This window comes from Streptomyces spirodelae (assembly GCF_017676385.1).
GTDB classification, from domain to species: domain Bacteria; phylum Actinomycetota; class Actinomycetes; order Streptomycetales; family Streptomycetaceae; genus Streptomyces; species Streptomyces spirodelae.
In genome coordinates this window covers 71,557-89,324 of sequence record NZ_JAFFZN010000001.1, presented here as the reverse complement: position 1 = coordinate 89,324, position 17,768 = coordinate 71,557, and the positions used below count along the sequence as shown (strand labels likewise).

Here is a 17,768-nt window from a genome sequence, read left to right as displayed (position 1 = left end):
CCTCGGCGATGCCGGAGGCGGCACCGTAGGCATGCGTGCTACCGGCCATGGCCACGACGCGCCGACGCGCCGACACGCAGAGGGTGATCAGCCGCTGAGCCCCAGAGCACCACCGGGGAGCTGAGGGCCCATCCGGCCACGGGCAGCGGCTCGCGCAGCACGCCCTCACCTGTCCCGCTACCCCGGGGGCCTTTGAGCCGCGCGCACGAGCACTGCGGCGTACACGAGGGCCGGCGCCACGGTACGGCCCCGGGGCGGCCGGAGCTGTAAGCGCACCGACCGAAGCGAAGCGGCTGGGTGATCACCGGCGCGGTGCCGCGCGGCGTTCCGCTTCGGCCTTGACCGAGTCGAGCGAGGCGGCGACCGCGGCCTCCCAGCGCGCGGCCACCGCTGCACCCCACCACTGCCCGGCTCGCCACAGGTCGGTGCCCAGCTCTCCCTCGTACACCAGCCGTGTCCCCGCCTCGGTCTCGTCCAGTACGAACGACTCGGTCACGTGCGGCACCGGGCCGCGCACAAGCCGGAAGTCGACGCGCTCGGGCTGGGTGAAGCGCACCGTTTCCACCGTCACCGCGCTCAGCCGTCCACCCGCGATCGGCGTGTAGTGCTCGGCCAGCACCAGGTCGCTGCCGCGCTCCAGCACCCTCAGCTTCTCGAGCATCACCCGCGGCGTGCGGCCCAGATACGGCTGCGCCACCACATCGAACACCGTCCGGCGAGAAGCCGCGATATCGACAGTCTGCGGGCCCAAGAGCCGCGTCCGGCGTCCCACGCCCACATCGACCGGGACGGCACCCGTCACCAGCCCCAGGTACGCGGCGGTCAGCGAGCCGGTTGCGCCCGAGGCCCAGGCCGCGACCCGCAGAGCGCGCCCGGCACTCACCGGCTCTCCAGCGGGGCGACTTCCCCGGATGCGACGGCGGTGATCGTGCCGCCCTCCACCTCAACGGTCCGTTCCGCCTCCGCGAGCACGGTGCCGTTCCACACGGCGCACATCATGACCGGCCACCTCCGACGGGATCCTTGTCGTCCATACCGCGACGCTAGAGCGCCGACCGCGGGCCCGCCGGTGACCGCGCCCGCATTCCCCGCCTGTGTCGCCGACAACCATCAGGGCTGCCGAACCGTGTCGGCGCGTGGGCTCAGGAGAGGGCGGCGGCCAGTAGGGCGAAGGCGGCGATGATGACGGCGACGCGGACGTAGTGGAAGCGGTCCCAGCGGTTCATCTGCTCCTTCCAGTCGGCTGGCCGGTTGTCGGGGGTCCACTTCTTGCCCCGGTTGTTGATCGGGACGAGCAGCAGGATCGACATGATCACGCTGACGATCAGCAGTGCGCCGGCCGTGACGGCGAGGCCGGTGCCGGGGTCGTGCCATCCTGCGGCGGCCCAGGCCGCGACGAGGACGAGCGAGGTGATGTACCAGACCGGCATCACGGCGCCGAGCATCCGGCCCCCGTGCGCGCGGCCCAGTTGGCCGCTGTCGCCCGGGAGGGCGTCGAGGATCCGGTTGATGACGAAGGCGACGGAGAACTCCACCCCCACCATCACGCCGACGATCACGGTGGTGACGACCTGGAGTGCGTTGAGCATGGTGATCCTCCTGAGATCTAGCATTGATAGCCGTTGTGGCAACGCTAGCGCTGCTGCCGCTCGAATGTCTAGCAGTGCTAGGCTTGGAGCATGTCGGTACAGGAACGCAAGGAGCGCGAACGAGCCGGCCGCGAGCGCCTCATCGTGGCGACGGCCCGCGAACTCGCCGAGCAGCAGGGCTGGGACGCGGTCACCACCCGCCGGCTCGCCGAGCGCATCGAATACAGCCAACCCGTCCTCTACAGCCACTTCCGCGGCAAGCGCGAGATCATCGGCGCGGTCGCCCTCGAAGGTGCCGCCGAGATGGCCGCGGCGCTGCGGGCCGCGGCCTCAGCTGCGGACGGTCCACGCGCCCGGGTCACCGCACTCGCCCGTGCCTACCTCCACTTCGCCGCACGCAACCCGGCGGTCTACGACGCCTTGTTCCGGCTCGACGGTGGCCTGGCGTTCGCACAGGAGGACACCCCGGGGCCGCTGAAGGACGCCTTCGCCGCCCTGCTGGAGAGTCTCGAAGAGGTCGCCGGGGACGGTGTCCACCCGGGGCTGTTCACCGAGGTCTTCTGGGCGTCCCTGCACGGCCTCGCGACCCTGACCCGGGCGGGGCGGCTACCGCCTGAGGAAGCCGAACTGAGGACGGAGCTGCTGGTGGACCGGCTCGCTGAGTTCTGACGCACCGTCCCGGCGGGCTTCGGCCGGGCCCTCGGGGCGCTGCCCGCCCGCGGCGTCGCTTCTGGCCGCTCGGGCCCATGCGAAGCGCACCGTGGCCGAGTTGCTTCTCCGCGGGCGCGCGATGCAAGGCGACTGCCACGACGGCGTGCGGTGTGCAGGCAGGCGCCCCGCTCGTTGTCCGTGGTCGGTTACGCGCTCCGACGGTACCGCTCTACACTTAGGGTCGCCTAAGTCCGTGATCATCAAGATCAGTTCTCGTCATGCGAAATGGATGCGATGTCAGCTGCCACGATCAGCAGCCCAAGAGGCGTTCTGGTCGGCCGCCGCATCGGCTGGACGGCTGCGGCCGTCGTCGCACTGCTGCTCGCGGTGCTGCTCAGCCTTGCGGTAGGTGCCCGCCAGATAGCCCCGGCTGAAGTCTTCGATGCCCTCTTGTACGGCGGCACGAGCGATGCGGCTGAGGTCGTCCGGTCCCTGCGGGTGCCCCGGACCATCGTCGGTCTGATGGTCGGCGCGGCGCTGGCCATCGCGGGCACACTGATGCAGGGCATCACTCGCAATCCCATCGGTGACCCCGGTGTCCTGGGGATCAGCCAGGGCGCGGCGGCCGGCGTCGTCACGGCCATCGCGGTGGCCGGGGTGCACACACTCACCGGCTATGTGTGGTTCGCCTTCGTCGGCGCCGGTATCGCGTCGGTGGCCGTCTACGCCGTCGCAGCCAGCGGACGCGGCGGTGCCACCCCGGTGAAGCTGGCGCTGGCCGGCGCCGCCATCAACGCGCTGCTCATCGCCTTCATCCAGGGGATGCTGACGACGGACGCGGCCACGCTGGACGAGTTCCGCTTCTGGCAGGTCGGGTCGATCGCCGGACGGGGTGCCGACGTGGCGGGTCAGATCTGGCCGTTCCTCGTCGTTGGCGTGGTGATGGCGCTGTCGGTGGCGCGAGGGCTGGACGCCCTCGCGCTGGGCGAGGACGCGGCCAAGGGGCTCGGCCACAGGGTGGGCACCGTACGGATCGTGGGCGGCCTCGCCGCCACGGTGCTCACCGGTGTCGGTGTGTCGGCCGCCGGGCCGATCGCCTTCGTGGGACTCGCGGTACCCCACATCGCGCGTGCCCTGGTGGGCACCAACCACCGCTGGGTGCTGCCGATGGCGGCGCTGCTCGGGCCGGTCATGCTGCTTGTGGCGGATGTGCTCGGACGGATCACCTTCCCGCCGGGCGAGGTGCCCGCGGGTGTGGTCACGGCCCTGCTCGGTGTGCCGTTCCTGATCCTTCTGGTTCGCCGCAAGGCGGTGAGTTCGTGACGACCTCGGTCGCCGAAGCCTCCACGGCCGTTCGTCCCGCCGGATACGGGCTCATCAGACGAGGGCGTGGCTCCTTCCTCTTCCACCGGCGCGCGGCAGTCGTCGCGGCCGCCCTCGTGCTGCTGACGGCAGCCATGTGCGTCACCTACCTCTGCCTCGGCGAGACCAATGTCCCGCCCGGCGAGGTCCTCGACGTCCTGGCGGGGCAGCCGTCGTGGGCCGCGCTCGTGGTGAGTGACCTGCGGCTGCCGCGTATGGCTCTCGGACTGCTGGTCGGCGCCGCCTTCGGGGTGGGCGGCGCGCTCATCCAGACCGTGGCCCGCAATCCGCTCGCCAGCCCCGACATCATCGGCGTGTCGCAGGGTGCGAGCGCCCTGACCATCGGCGCTCTGACGTTCGGGATCACGTCGTTCAGTGTGCTGCCGTACGTCTCTGTCGTCGGTGGTCTGCTCGCGGCCGTGCTGGTCTACCTCTTCGCCTGGCGCGGCGGGCTGCACGCCGCACGGTTCGTGCTCATCGGTATCGGTATCGCCATCGCGCTGCGTTCCATCGTCCATCTGTTCATCACCAAGGGCGATTACCTGGTGGCCGCGCAGGCGCAGGTGTGGCTGACCGGTTCGCTCAACGGCCGGGGCTGGGCGGAGGCCGCCCCGCTCGGCTGGGCGCTGCTCGCCGTGGTGCCGTTCGTGGTCTGGGCGGCGCGCGCCCAGCGCAACGCGGGCCTCGATGACGACACCGCAACGGCGCTGGGCGTGCCATTGCAGCGGACCCGGTTCGGACTGGCGCTGCTGGGCGTGTTTCTCGCTTCGGTGGCGACGGGCGCGGCCGGCCCGGTTGACTTCGTGGCGCTGCTCGCTCCGCAGATCGCCCGCCGGATGACGCGCACGGCGCAGATCCCGCTGCTGTGCTCGGCGCTGCTCGGCGCGTTCATCGTGGTGGCCGCCGATCTGCTGGCACGCCTGTTGTTCGCGCCGGTCGAACTGCCCGTGGGCGTACTGACAGCAGCCATCGGCGCCCCCTATCTGATCTGGCTGATCGTTCGCAGCCGCACTGGAGGAAGAGCGTGACCGAGAGCAGGCTCACAGCCCGCGAACTGACCCTGGCCTACGAGGAGACCACGGTCGTCGAGGACCTGGATCTGGAGGTCCCACACGGCCGGATCACCGTCATCGTCGGCCCCAACGCCTGTGGCAAGTCCACGCTGCTGCGCGCGCTCGGGCGACTTCTCAAGCCCCGGCGCGGCTCGGTGCTGCTGGACGGCAGGGAGCTGAGCCGCATACCCACCAGAACGATCGCCCGGTCGATCGGGTTGCTGCCGCAGACACCGGTGGCGCCCGAGGCGATCACGGTCGCCGATCTGGTCGCGCGGGGGCGCCAGCCGCACCAGCGGTGGTGGCAGCAGTGGTCGAAGGAGGACGAGCGCGCGGTCACCGACGCCATGGAGCGTACGAACGTGGCGCAGCTCGCCGAGCGGGGGGTGGACGAGCTGTCGGGTGGGCAGCGGCAGCGCGTATGGATCGCGATGGCGCTCGCCCAGGAGACGGATCTGCTGCTGCTCGACGAACCGACCACATATCTGGACATCTCGCACCAGGTGGAGGTGCTGGATCTGGTGCGGCAGCTCAACCACGAGCGCGGCCGGACCTTCGTCGCGGTGCTGCACGACCTCAACACGGCAGCACGGTACGCGGATCACTTGGTGGCGATGAAGGCGGGGCGGATCGTCGCACAAGGCCCGCCCTCGCAGATCGTCACGGCCGACCTGGTGCGGGAGGTGTTCGGCCTCGACTCGGTGGTGGTCCCTGACCCGGTGACCGCCAGTCCGCTGGTTGTTCCCGGCAGCCCGTGGCAGGCGAACGGTTCAGGCGGTGACCACGCGGAAGAGGCGGGACCCGGGAAGAACGCGGAAAGGGCGGGCCTCAAGAAGAACGCAGCCCCCGCGTAGTCGGCCGGTCCAGCGCGGTGGAGCGCGCCGACGGCGCATGCTGCCGAGTTGTGATCCGGTCGAGCTTGCTCACCCCCGGTCATAAGGTTAGCTTTACCTAAGTTCACCCCCCGCTGAACGCGTCCCCGTACAGGAAAGGCTTTCCGCTGATGTCCCGCTCCTTCAGCAACCGCGCCGCGGCCGTCGCCGCCGTCGCCGTGCTCACCGTCACCGCCACCGCCTGCGGGGGGGCCGAGGACGACTCCGCGAACGCGTCCGCCAAGGGGGGCCGGCACACCGTCAAAACGGCCATGGGCAAGGTGAAGGTCAACAACGATCCCAAGCGCGTCGTCGTCCTGGACACCGACGCCCTCGACTCGGCGATCACCCTCGGCGTCAAGCCGGTCGGCGCCGTCCAGCCGGAGGCGGGCGCGCCCCTGTCCACCTACCTGCCCAAGGACAAGCTCAAGGGCATCAAGAAGGTCGGCCTCATCGCCGAGCCCAACCTCGAGGCGATCGCGGGGCTGAAGCCCGATCTGATCCTGAGCAGCAAGGCGCGCGACGAGAAGAACTACCAGGAACTCTCGAAGATCGCCCCGACCGTCTTCACCGAGACCACCGGGCCCACCTGGCGTGACAACTTCGAGCTGCACGCCGACGCGCTCGGTGCGAAGGACCGGGCCAAGAAGGTCGAGGCCGACTACGAGAAGCACGTCGCGAAGGTGACCGAGGCGCTCGGCGGCGAGGAGAAGGCCAAGGAGACCAAGGTCGGCTTCGTCCGCTTCGTCGAGGGCGCGGACACCCGCCTCTACAAGAACGACACGTTCGTCGGCAGCATCTTCAAGGACTTGAAGGTCGGCCGCCCCGCCAACGTGGACAAGACCGGCTTCTCCCTGGACATCAGCCCGGAGAGGATCGACGAGGCCAACGCCGACGTCGTCTTCCACTCCACCTACGGTGACCCGAAGAAGGCCAAGGAGACCACCATCACCGGCAGCAACATGTGGAAGAAGCTGGACGCGGTGAAGAACAAGAAGGTCTACCCGGTCAACGACGATCTGTGGATGCTCGGCATCGGTTACACCGGCGCCGGCAAGGTCCTCGACGAGATGGAGCAGAAGCTCGGCTGACGCTCCGGCGGCCGACGAACGGCGACATCGTCTGTTCCGCAACCGGCTGCTCCGCAACCGGCTGCTCCGCAACCGCACAGCAACGCAGGCGGCCCGACACCGGACTCGGTGTCGGGCCGCTGACGTTCGGGCAGCCGCGCGGCCGCGCCCGGCAGCCCCAGGGGGCGCACCGCGCTGCCGCCAGGTGGCCTCAGAGGCGCTCGAAGCCGCGCACACGCTCCCAGTCGGTCACCGCCGACTCGAACGCTGCCAGTTCCGTGCGGGCGGCCTGCGCGTAGTGGGCGACCACCGACTCACCGAAGACCTTCGCGGCGATCTCGCTGTTCTCCCAGCGGTGCACGGCCTCGGTCAGCGTGGTGGGCAGCCGCGGAACCGACGGATCGGTCAGAGCGTTGGCGGCGTGCGGCTCCGGCAGCGGGAGGCGGTTCTCGATGCCGTACCGGCCGGCGGCCACCGCGGCGGCGACGGCGAGGTACGGATTGGCGTCGCCACCGGGGACCCGGTGTTCGATGCGCATCGAGTGGCCCGAGCCGACGACGCGGACCGGGCAGGTGCGGTTGTCCCGTCCCCAGGCGACACCGACCGGGGCGAAGCCGCCGGGCTGCAGCCGCTTGTAGGAGTTGATGTTCGGCGCCATCAGCAGCGCGAAGTCCGGGAGGCAGGCGAGCTGACCGGCTACGAAGTGGCGCATCAGCTCGGACATGCCGTCCGCCGCGGACGGGTCGGCGAGCACGGCGGAGCCGTCGGTGCCGCGCAGCGACAGATGGATGTGGCAGGAGTTGCCCTCGCCCTCGTCGAACTTGGGCATGAAGGTGAGCGCTACACCCTCCTGGGACGCGATCTGCTTGGCGCCGTTCTTGAAGAAGACATGGTTGTCGCACGTGGCCATCGCCTCGTCGTAACGGAAGACGATCTCGTACTGGCCGGCGTGGCACTCGGCTCGCGCGGTCTCCATGGTGAGCCCGGCGCGCACCATCTCCCGGCGGATGCGGCGCACCACCGGCTCGATCTCGGCCAGCCCCTGGAGGGAGTAGTCGACGTTGTAGGCGGTGGCTGTCTCCAGGCCGTGATAGCGCCGGTCCCACGCCTGGCGGTAGGACTCGCGGAAGACCAGGAACTCCAGTTCGGTGCCCGCGAACGCCGCCAGCCCGCGCTCGGCGAGCCGGTCGAGCTGGCCGCGCAGCACTTGGCGGGGCGCCACCTCGACCGCCCGGCCGTCCGGCCAGTGAGCGTCGGCGAGGACGAGCGCGCTGCCCTCGTCCCAGGGGAGGTTGCGCAAAGTGGCCGGGTCGGGGCGCAGCACGAAGTCGCCGAAGCCGTTCTGCCAGGCGTCGATGGCGTAGCCGGGACCGGTGTCCATCTCGACGTCGGAGGCGAGCAGGTAGAGGCAGGCGCCGAAACCCGACTGAGCCGCCTCGCCGAGGAAGTGCGGCACGGACAGCCTGCTGCCCTGGAGCCGCCCCTGGAGATCCGGGACGCTGACGATCACCTCCTCGACCTGTCCGGCGTCCGCCTCGGCGCGCAGTCGTTCGTACGGCGCGGGGGTCATATCTGCTCCTGGGGGGCCTGGGCCTGGGCCTGGGCCTCGGCCTGGGCGTGGGCGGCTGCGGTGGCGAGGGGGTTGGCGAGGGTGCCGTGGACGACGTCGAAGCCCTCGTCCTTCTCGGCGCGGTCGTGGAAGCCGCCGCCGAGCAGCTGCTCCCGGTTGAGCGCCACCCGGTCGAACTCGGGGGCCAGCAGGCCGAACTCCTCGAAGCGCTCGGCCAGTTCGGGAAAGCGGGTGTGGTAGCGCTCGATCTCGGCGCGGACCATGCCCCAGAACCCCTCCTCCGGTACGCCGAGGTGCTCGGCGACCAGCGGAGCGAAGAACCGGAAGTGCCCCGCGAAGACCGCGCTGAGGAGGGAGTGGGCCAGCTCGCCTGCGGGCCAGCGCAACAGGAGCGCGTCGGCCCGCTCGGACAGTCCGGCGTACTCGGGGCGGTCGCCGGGCAGCAGATTGACGTCCTCGGCGAAGTCCTTCACCGCGATACCGAGCGGAGTGTCGGTGCTGTCGTAGAGGACGACGGTGTTCTCGCCGTGCGGGCAGAACGCCGTGCCGTACCGGTACAGGTAGTGCAGGAGACCGGGCAGCAGGGCCTGGAAGAACCGGGTCAGCCAAGCACGGGGCGCCTGTCCTGAGCGTTCGACCAGCTCGCTGACCAGGGCGCGGCCGTCCGAGCCGACCTTGAGCAGCGCGGCCATGGTGCGGGCCTGCTCGCCCTCTTCCAGCAGTGCGGCGACCGGCTCGCGCCAGACGGCTCCGAGGAGTTCGTGGTAGCGGTACGGCGCGTCCTGGACCGACTCGTACAGCGGATGGTGCACGGCCACGCCCGCCACCTCGCCGAGCGGGTGGAAGCGCAGTTCGTCACGCAGGTACGGGTCCGCTTCACGGACGGCGTGCAGCCAGGCGCTGACGTCCGGCGCGGCCTTCGTCGGCCCGGTGGACAGGCCGCGCCAGACGAGAGTGTTGCGGATGAGCAGCGGCACCTTCACATTGCGGCGGTGCGGGTGGTCGAGGTTGGCGAGCGTACGGATGGACTGCAGGGGCCGGTAGCGGTCCGGGCCCTCGCCGAGCAGCACGACCCGGCCGTCGGCGAGGTAGGGGGCGAACAGGGGTGCGACCGCCTCGTCCCAGTGGAAGGGGTGCACCGGCAGCCAGTGGAAGTCGTCGGTGGCGTAACCGGTCTCGGCACAGGACTCCTGGAGGGCGGCCGCGAACTGCTTGCGGGTGTCCTCGTCCAGTTCCTCGGCGAGGAGGGTGTCCTCGTCCAGGCCCTCCACTCCGGAGTAGGAGGCCAGACTGCGGTGGATGCCGGCCCACAGCAGGAACACCGTCCCGGCCGCCTCGGGGGCGTAGGCAGCGGCGTCGGAGGCGGAGAAGCCCAGTCGGCCCTTGTTGAGGAGCATGCAGGGGTGACCGTCCTGGTGGGCCTCGAGGTCGAGGTGGTCCAGGTCGGCGAGGCCGGCGGCGGGCAGGGCACGAGCGATGACCTCGGCCTCGGCCCGCCGGGTGGCGGTGAGTTCGCGCAGGACCTCGGCCGTGGTGGGCCCGTCCCAGCCCAGGACCTGACGGGCGTCGAGCAGCAGCCGCTCGGGGCCGAGCGCGCCGTCCTCCGGCGCCGGATGCCGCCGCAGGGTGCCGGGGACCAGCCGCCAGGTGCCGAAGGTGCCGCGGGCGGCCCGGAACGTCCAGTGGACGCCGTCGCCGAACTCCAGCCGGTAGGCGTCCGGTGCCTCGGCCGAGGCGTCGGGCTCGGGGACGAGGAACTCCTCGTAGGCGAACTCCTCCACGGCCTTGACGAGCAGTCGCCGGCCCGCCTGCGCCCAGGCTTCTCGTGTGGTGCGGTTCATCGGTGGATCTCCTCGGAGTGCGCGGGTGCGGCGGTGGAAGCGGTGGCCGAAGCGAGCGCGGGCACGGTGTCAGGCTTCGGCCGGGACTGCGGTGGTACGGCGGTCGTGGCGGCGTCTTCGGACCTGTCCGCAATCGGCTGGACCGGTGACGAAGCGGTGCTCCGTGGGCGCCGTAGGGACAGAGCGGCGGCCAGCGCCTGGACGGCCGCGGCGACCGCGAGCGGCAGCGCCAGGTCGTGGGAGACCGCAGCGGTGGCGGCGATCGGCGCGGCCAGCAGGCCGGCTGACCTGGCGGTCTCCACAGCGGTGAAGGCCGGGCCCTCCGTACCCGTCGCGCGGAACATCCGCAGTTCGACGGCGACCTGCCCCAGCCCCAGGCCGACGCCGAAGAGCAGCCGACCGCCGACCAGCCCGGGCAGTGCACCGGCCAGCCAGCTCCAGGCCAGCCCGGCAGCACCCACCGTCAGGGACAGCGGCAGCAGCCGGTCGCCCAGCACGTCGTGGCAGCGGCGTACCACGGGCAGGACAGCCAGCGCCGAGACGCTCGGCAGGAAGAACAGCACACCGCTGCCCACCGAGCCGCTGCCCAGGTCCTCGGCGAACTTGGTGAAGAAGGGCCGCGCCACATTGGCGGAGAAGTCGAAAGCGATGCCGATCAGCGCGGCGTAGGCCAGGGCCATGAGCCACGGGAGGCGACGAGTACCAGCTGCGGAAGTGCCGTCCCTCCGGGTCTGGGTCAGGGCCTCACCGGCCCGTCCGGTCCGGGTGCCGGGACGCTTGCCCAGGATGCGGTAGGTCAGCACGGCCAACAGCGTGTCCAGTACCGCGAACGCGGAGATGCCGACACGCGGTTCCGGGAGCGCGAGCACCCCGGCACCCACCATGGTGGAGACGACCACCGACAGATGGAACACGACCACGAGCGAGCAGATGCCCGTCAGCCGCGCACGCACCCCGTCCTGCGACGATTCGTCGCCGTGCTCGGCGATGAACGCGGGATAGGCCAGCAGCAGGGCGCTGTTGGTGCTGACGATGAGTGTGGAGAGGACCAGATACGCGGCATAGCTGGGCGCCAGCCCCAGGAGCAGGTCGAGAACGGCGGAACCGCACAGCCCGGCCAGTACGAGTCCGTGCAGGGACCAGCGCCGGGCCGCCAGCCCCCACAGCGGGAGGGCGGCGAGCCCGGCGATGCGGCAGATCCAGATGTAGAGCCCGGTGGCCTCCGGGTCCTCGATCCCGTACAGCCTCTCGAAGAGCTGTGGCAGGAACGGCGTCAGAGCGGTCTCGGCGACCAGGTGGAGGCCGATGACCGAGAGGAGGACCGACTTGGCTCGGCGCGCCGACCCACCACGGGCCGACGCGCCGTCCTTCCCCACGGCGGTCATCGCTGTGTCTCCGCCGGGGCCGGGACATGCACGGCGGGCGGCTGGTCCGGGACCGGGGCAGGCTCCTGCGGTGCGCCGAAGGTGGTGAACGCCTGGCGCGGTGCGACCGGCAGCACGGCCTTTCCGACAGCGGCGTTCAGGATCGTCGCGGCGCGCCAGGCGCCCAGCGTGAGGTCGGGAGCGCCCACACCGTGCGTGTGCATCTCGGCGTTCTGGACGTAGAGGGTGCCCGAGACCCGGGGGTCGAGGGCGACCCGGTAGTCGCCGTCGACCTGGTAGCGGCCCTTGACGTCCCAGTCGACCAGGTCCGCCATCTTCTTGAGGAAGGCGGGACGGGAGGCGGCGTAGCCGGTGGCGGAGACCACCGCCGCGGTACGGATCTCGAACACCGAGTCCTGCTGTCGGCTGCGGCAGGTGAGCAGATACCGGTCTCCGTCGGCCTCGGCCGCGAGGACCTCCACGGCCGGGTGCAGCGAGGCGCGCGGTTCGCCGCCTCCGATCGTGCGCTCGTACAACTCGTCGTATATCTCGCCCAGTGTCTCCTCACTGACACCCTTGTACAGCTGCCACTGCTCGGCGGTCAGCCGCTCCCGCGTGGTCTCGGGCAGGTCGCGGAAGAAGCGGATGTAGTCCGGGGTGAAGTGCTCCAGGCCGATCTTGGAGTACTCCATGGGAGCGAAGGCGGCGGTACGGGCCAGCCAACGCACGTATGGACCGCCCCGGCCGTCGCCGTCCTGGTTGCGCAGCAGGTCGAGCGCGACCTCGGCGCCGGACTGGCCCGCGCCGATGACGGTGACGTCGTCGGCCGCGCCGAGCCGGGCACGGTGGACGCGGTAATCGGCACTGTGCAGGACGCGCCCCGCGTGGGTGTCGGTCAGCAGCGGGCGCAGCGGCGCGGGGACGACCGGGTCGGTGCCCACGCCGAGGACGACCTGACGGGTCAGCACCCGGGTCTGCTCACCGTCCGCTGAGCGGTGCACGACGGCGAACGCGTCCGCCGTCTCGTCCCACTCCAACGCGGTGACCCGCGCGTCGAAGCGGCAGGAGGACAGCCGCTCGGCGACCCAGCGGCAGTAGTGGTCGTACTCGCGGCGCGGGATGTGGAAGCGCTCGGAGAAGAAGAACTTGAACATGCGCTCGTGGGCGCGGAGGTAGTTCAGATACGACCAGGGGCTGGTCGGGTCGACCATGGTGACCAGATCGGCGAGGAACGGCACCTGGAGCGTCGTACCCTCCATCAGCAGGCCCGGGTGCCACGAGAAGGCGGGCTTTGCGTCCAGGAAGAGCGAACGGAAGCCGGGGACACCGTCGGCCAGCGCCGCCAGCGACAGGTTGAACGGGCCGATGCCGACACCCACCAGGTCGTAGGGCGCGTTCTGGTCCGGGGAAGTCGAGGGCGCGGTCACCGCTGTGCCTCCGTAAGAGGGTTGGGAAGGTCGATGTACACGGACTGGGTGTGAACTTCGCCGACCAGTTCGTCGAGACCGTCCACGCAGGTCAGATAGTTGCCCTTGCAGCGCAGCACCGGTGCGTCGAGCAGCAGGTCGAGCAGGCCCTTGGCGGCGGGCTCGGCCCTGCGCAGCCGCTCCAGCACTCCGCGCAGTACGCGCAGCAGGTCGCCCTCGTCGGCCAGGCCGAGCGCGCCGAACGCGCCGACGATCCCGAGGAGGTTGTTGATGCCCAGGTAGTAGGCGACCCGCTCGTCGACGAACGCGTCCGCGAAGACCAGGTCGACGCCTTCGGTCGCGCCCGGCAGCAGTCGCTCGATGTCGGCGACGCGGGACTCGGCCAGGTAGTAGCCCTGGCTGTCCCGGTACCAGCCGGCGCACGGCAGTCCGGTCGCGTCGAGGGCGACAAGGGTGTTCTGGTGATGCGGTTCCAGAGCGATGCCGTACCGCGCCTGAAGGCGGATCAGGGGGACGGCCAGGACGTCCAGATAGCGCTCCAGCCAGCGCGCCGACGCCTCGGCCACGGAAACCCCCAGCGCGTGGGCGGCGCCCTCGACCGCCGCGCTCAGCAGCGCGCGGTGGCGCGGCGCTGTGCCGTCACCGGGTCCTGTGCGCTCGGCCAGCAGACCGGCCACGCACAGCCCTTCGGCCCGTGCATCCGCGCCGCCGCGGAAGGGGTTGTCCCGGATGGCCGTCTCCAGACCCGTCTCCGGCCCGTCCGTGCCGACGGAGACCCAGGCGAAGTCGCGCAGGATGCCGAACTCGGGGTGCTCGGAGCGCAGCCATTCCACGGGACCCGCGGCCAGCAGCTGCGCCGCGCGTACGCCGAGCCGCATCTCGCTGCGCAGGTTGTTACGCCGGGAGTTGGTGATCCGCATACCGAGGGACAGCTTGAGCATCACCTCGGCGTCCGGCCGGTGCACCGTCCGTACGGAGGAGGTGGGGTACCAGGCGGGCCCGGCCGCGCCGAGCGGACGCAGCAGCCCGGCGTCGAGGAGACGGGCGACCTCCGGGCGGGCCAGGACCTCGCGTGCCTGCCAGGGGTGCGCCGGCACCGGCACCATGCCCTCCGGCAGATGCAGCCCCTCGGCCAGCGGGCGCAGCAGTTCGGCGGGCGACCGGCCGTCCGCGCTCCCGCCGACGACGACATCGGGGTGCGCGGCGAACCAGTGCAACGGGAAGGAGCCGCGCAACTCGGGCGAGTACGCCGAGAGCTCCACGTCCGACGCCTCCTCGCGGCTCTTGGGCGCTGGATGGAACGGGTGACCCAGCAGCAGTGCCTGCTCGCTGTCGAGGAACGGTGTCGGGCCCCGGCCTTCCGGACCCTCGGCGCGACGACGCTCGATGTGGGCGGCGGTGCGCCGTGCGGAGTTCAGCACCCGCGCCGCCGCGTCGCCACCGTGGTGCGGCAGTGCGCCACGGCCCACGGTCGTCTCCCGGATCAGCGCCGCCGCCACGAGCGAGGCGTCCGCCGGGAGAGTGCTGCCCTCTCCCGTGGAGACCAGGCGGGCTGCTCCGAACCGGTGCCAGCCGGTGGCGGACCGGTAGCGCACCGGCACCCGCAGGGTCAGTCGGCTGGCCGGCAGATGCAGCAGGAGCGACTGGCCGGTCGCTGGTACGCCGGTGCCGGTCTCGCGCACGTAGGCGCGCAGCAGCGTCTCCATCGCCGCCGCGTCGCCCGCGCGCAGCGCTTCGGCGTGGTCCAGCGGATCGGGACCGGGGGCTGCGGCCGACGCGGGCGGTGCTGCGGCTGTCGGCCGGGTCCCGGTGGAGTGGCTCACAGCTCCTCCTCGGCCCGGCCCGCCGCCACGACCGCGTCGAGCAGTCGCTCGACCTCGGCGGGAGTCGCGTGCGGGTTGAGCAGTGTCAGCTTGAGGCGGACCCGCCCTGGGCCCTCGCCCGGCAGCTCGGTCCGGCCGACCACGGCGCGCCCCTCGCGCAGCAGCCTGCGCCGCAGCCCCGCGTTGATCCGGTCCACACGCTCCGGGTCGATGTTGCGGGGGCTCTCGGGCAGATAGCGGAACAGGAATGCCGTCAGAACCGGGTCGGCGTGCAGCTCCAGGTTCGGGTGGGCGCGGACTGCTTCGGTGCCGGAGCGAGCCAGGGCGTGGCAGGCGTCCACGAGGCGGCCCAGGCCATCCCGGCCCAGGGTCCGCAGCGTGACGGCGATCTTGAAGGCGTCGGTACGGCGAGTGGTGCGCAGCGACAGGCCCAGCAGGCTCGGGTATCCGGCCTCCTCGTCGTCCTGCGGGTTGAGGTAGACCGCCCGCCGGGCCAGTGAAGCGTACGTCTCCGCCCGCTTCACCAGGAAGATGCCCGCTGCGACCGGCTGCCAGCCCAGCTTGTGCCAGTCCAGGGACACCGAGTCGGCCAGCGCGACCCCGGCCATCAGCGGGGCGAGCTGCTCTGACAGCAGCGCGCCACCGCCGTAGGCGGCGTCCACGTGCAGCCAGGCGCCGTACTCGGCTGACAGCGAGGCGCAGGTGCGCAGCGGGTCGATCGCACCGGTGTCGGTGGTGCCGGCGGTGGCCACGACGGCCAACGGCAGTTCGCCCCGCCGCACACAGTCGCGCAGGGCGGTGGCGAGCGCGTCGGGCCTCATCCGCAGCTGGTCGTCGACGGGAACGGGGACAACCGCGTCCTCGCCCAGACCCAGCAGGGCAGCTGACCGCTGCACCGAGAAGTGCGCGGCTTCGGAGGTGAAGATCCGTGCGCGCCGGCCCGTGCCAGGCAATCCGCTCAACTCGATCTGACGCCCGCTGTCCTGGCCGATCACCCGGTCCCGGGCGAGCATCAGTCCCATGAGGTTGGACTCGGTGCCACCGGAGGTGAGCACACCGGCGGCCTCGTTCGGGTCGTACCCGACGAGCTGCGCGAGCTCCTGCAGCAGCAGGGTCTCCAGTGCGGTGGCGGCGGGCGCCTGGTCCCAGGAGTCCTGGGAGGGGTTGAGCGCGGAGACGGCGAGGTCGGCGGCGACCGCGACGGCCAGCGGCGGGCAGTGCAGATGGGCCGCGCAGGACGGGTCGGCCGGGTCGGCGCTGCCGTAGGCAAGGACGTCGGTCAGCTTGTGCAGGGCGCCGTCCCCGTCCGCCTCGGCGAACACCCGGGCGACGTCGGCGGCCAGTTGTGCGGGGGACCCGGCGGGCAGCGGTCCGCCGCGCCGCTCGGCGCCCTCGGCGAGGGCGCCCAGGACGGTACGCAGCATTGGCGTGAGCGCGCCGGGACCGCCGGGACCGCCGGACAGCCTGGTCAGCGGGGTGTCGGACTCCGCAGGGACGACCGCCCTGAGCAGTCCGGCCATCTCTTCGTCGAGGCGGTCGGTGTGCCCGCCCTCGTCCGGGGCGAGCCGCAGATTGCCCGGGGTGTCGGTCTCGTCGAGCACCGTCACGTCGGCCGTCGCCCGCAGATCGGGTGTCTTGCCGCTCATGCCACCACTCCTCGGAAGTGAGTGGCCGTCACCGCGGCGATGGCGTCGGTCAGCCGGTCCAGCACGGCCTCCACCTGTTCGTCGGTGATGACGAGGGGCGGCAGCAGCCGGACCGTGGAGTCGTGCCTGCCGCCGAGTTCGACGATCAGCCCCCGATCCAGGCAGGCGTCACGGATCTGCGCGGCCAGCTCAGGGGCGAACGGCCGGGCGCCGCACGCGTCCGGCTCGGCCTCGGCGTCGACCAGTTCGACACCGATCATCAGGCCACGGCCGCGGACATCGCCGATCACCGGCAGTTCGGAACGCAGCGCCTCGAGCCGCTCGGTCATCCGGGCACCGACCGCCCCGGCCCGTTCGACCAGACCCTCACGGGCGACGTACCGAAGGGTGGCGGTACCGGTCGCCATGGCCAGGGTGTTGCCGCGGAAGGTCCCGGTGTGTGCTCCGGGCAGCCATTCGTTGTAGTCCTCGTGGTAGACGATGACCGCCAGGGGCAGGCTGCCGCCGATCGCCTTGGACATCACCATCGCGTCCGGCACGATCCCGCTGTGCTCCACGGCCCAGAAGGCACCGGTGCGTCCGACGCCGGTCTGCACCTCGTCGACGATCAGCGGCACGCCGCGCTCGGCGGTGATCCGGCGCATCTCGCGCAGCCAGCCGTCCGGGGCCGGAACGGCGCCGCCCTCGCCCTGGACGGCTTCGAGGATCATCGCGGCGGGCGGTACGACACCGCCGTTGGGATCGGCCAGCAGCCGCTCGACGTACGTGGCCGACAGCTGGGCACCGCGCTCCCCGCCGACGCCGAACGGGCAGCGGTAGCTGTACGGGAAGGGCAGCCGGGTCACATCCGCGGCGATTCCCGGCACCGGATTCTTCGCGCCGACCCCGCCGGAGGCGGCCAGCGCGCCCGCGGTCATACCGTGGTATGCGCCGGTGAAGCCCAGCACCCCCCGGCGCCCTGTGGCCGTCTGCATCAGCTTGAGTGCGGCCTCGACCGCGTCGGTGCCGGCCGGGCCGCAGAAGTGGATACGGGCCTTGTCGGCGAAATCGCCGGGCAGGGTGGCGAACAGCGCGTCGGTGAACTCGTCCTTCTCCGGGGTCGCCAGGTCCAGGACGTGCAGCGGGGCGCCGCTGCCGACCGTTCGCTGGACGGCTTCCAGGACGACCGGGTGGTTGTGTCCGAGGGCGAGGGTACCGGCGCCGGAGAGGCAGTCGAGGTAACGGCGTCCTTCGGTGTCCACGATCGTCATGCCCTTGGCGCGGGCCGGGACGATGGGGAACGAGCGGGAGTAGGTGCGGGCGGCTGACTCCCGCTCGCGCTGGCGCTCCAGGATGGCGGCGCCGTCGGGCATGGTCCGGTCGGGTGCGGGCAGATCGGTGGGTCGCGGTGGCACGGTTTGACTCCAAGGATCGGGACAACGGTGATGACCGCGCCGGAGGGGCCGGATGCGGCGCGGTCCGGGGGCCATCGGCGCCGGTGGAGAGGGGCAGCGGCGGCCGG

General features: G+C 71.6%; 14 protein-coding genes. 5 read left to right on the top strand and 9 right to left on the bottom strand.

The features are described from left to right. Positions 1–301 precede the first annotated feature (301 nt). Together JW592_RS00365 and JW592_RS00360 are read right to left on the bottom strand one after the other, a co-directional pair. A complete protein-coding gene (locus JW592_RS00365) occupies positions 302–883 on the bottom strand; it encodes an SRPBCC family protein (protein ID WP_307805240.1) in 582 nt (193 codons plus the stop codon). 259 nt (positions 884–1,142) lie between these two features. Next, the gene (locus JW592_RS00360) at positions 1,143–1,589 is read right to left on the bottom strand and encodes an anthrone oxygenase family protein (RefSeq protein ID WP_209262769.1); all 447 of its coding nucleotides are present in this window, start codon (positions 1,587–1,589) and stop codon (positions 1,143–1,145) included. A 90-nt stretch (positions 1,590–1,679) separates the two neighbouring features. On the opposite strand from JW592_RS00360, the gene JW592_RS00355 reads away from it, so the two are divergent. From JW592_RS00355 to JW592_RS00335, 5 genes are all read left to right on the top strand, one after another. Next, positions 1,680–2,258 (top strand): TetR/AcrR family transcriptional regulator, encoded by a 579-nt coding sequence (locus JW592_RS00355; RefSeq protein WP_209262768.1) that lies wholly within the window; start codon positions 1,680–1,682, stop codon positions 2,256–2,258. A 276-nt stretch (positions 2,259–2,534) separates the two neighbouring features. Next, positions 2,535–3,563, top strand: a complete 1,029-nt coding sequence (locus tag JW592_RS00350) for a FecCD family ABC transporter permease (RefSeq protein WP_209262767.1) — start codon at positions 2,535–2,537, stop codon at positions 3,561–3,563. After that, positions 3,560–4,630: a FecCD family ABC transporter permease gene (locus tag JW592_RS00345; RefSeq protein ID WP_209262766.1), complete on the top strand. Its 1,071-nt coding sequence runs from the start codon at positions 3,560–3,562 to the stop codon at positions 4,628–4,630. Before JW592_RS00350 ends, JW592_RS00345 begins: the two co-directional genes overlap by 4 nt. Next, positions 4,627–5,508, top strand: a complete 882-nt coding sequence (locus JW592_RS00340) for an ABC transporter ATP-binding protein (protein WP_209262765.1) — start codon at positions 4,627–4,629, stop codon at positions 5,506–5,508. Before JW592_RS00345 ends, JW592_RS00340 begins: the two co-directional genes overlap by 4 nt. Positions 5,509–5,657: 149 nt before the next feature. Then, the gene (locus JW592_RS00335; protein ID WP_209262764.1) at positions 5,658–6,617 is read left to right on the top strand and encodes an ABC transporter substrate-binding protein; all 960 of its coding nucleotides are present in this window, start codon (positions 5,658–5,660) and stop codon (positions 6,615–6,617) included. A 190-nt stretch (positions 6,618–6,807) separates the two neighbouring features. On the opposite strand, the gene JW592_RS00330 is transcribed toward JW592_RS00335, so the two are convergent. The 7 genes from JW592_RS00330 to JW592_RS00300 are packed head-to-tail and all read right to left on the bottom strand — an operon-like array spanning position 6,808 to position 17,619. After that, on the bottom strand, positions 6,808–8,166 hold the full coding sequence (locus JW592_RS00330) for a glutamine synthetase family protein (RefSeq protein WP_209262763.1): 1,359 nt from the start codon (positions 8,164–8,166) through the stop codon (positions 6,808–6,810). Beyond that, entirely contained in the window at positions 8,163–10,007 is a 1,845-nt protein-coding gene (locus JW592_RS00325; protein WP_209262762.1) for an IucA/IucC family protein, read from the bottom strand. The genes JW592_RS00330 and JW592_RS00325 overlap by 4 nt, the downstream gene beginning before the upstream one ends. Beyond that, positions 10,004–11,392, bottom strand: coding sequence for an MFS transporter (locus JW592_RS00320; protein WP_209262761.1), 1,389 nt, complete (start codon positions 11,390–11,392; stop codon positions 10,004–10,006). Before JW592_RS00320 ends, JW592_RS00325 begins: the two co-directional genes overlap by 4 nt. Continuing rightward, on the bottom strand, positions 11,389–12,798 hold the full coding sequence (locus JW592_RS00315) for a lysine N(6)-hydroxylase/L-ornithine N(5)-oxygenase family protein (RefSeq protein ID WP_209262760.1): 1,410 nt from the start codon (positions 12,796–12,798) through the stop codon (positions 11,389–11,391). The genes JW592_RS00320 and JW592_RS00315 overlap by 4 nt, the downstream gene beginning before the upstream one ends. Next, a complete protein-coding gene (locus JW592_RS00310; protein ID WP_209262759.1) occupies positions 12,795–14,621 on the bottom strand; it encodes an IucA/IucC family protein in 1,827 nt (608 codons plus the stop codon). Before JW592_RS00310 ends, JW592_RS00315 begins: the two co-directional genes overlap by 4 nt. Continuing rightward, complete coding sequence (locus tag JW592_RS00305) at positions 14,618–16,267, bottom strand: pyridoxal phosphate-dependent decarboxylase family protein (protein WP_307805239.1); 1,650 nt, start codon at positions 16,265–16,267, stop codon at positions 14,618–14,620. Before JW592_RS00305 ends, JW592_RS00310 begins: the two co-directional genes overlap by 4 nt. Continuing rightward, positions 16,264–17,619 (bottom strand): diaminobutyrate--2-oxoglutarate transaminase, encoded by a 1,356-nt coding sequence (locus JW592_RS00300; protein ID WP_209263111.1) that lies wholly within the window; start codon positions 17,617–17,619, stop codon positions 16,264–16,266. Before JW592_RS00300 ends, JW592_RS00305 begins: the two co-directional genes overlap by 4 nt. Positions 17,620–17,768: the final 149 nt, after the last annotated feature.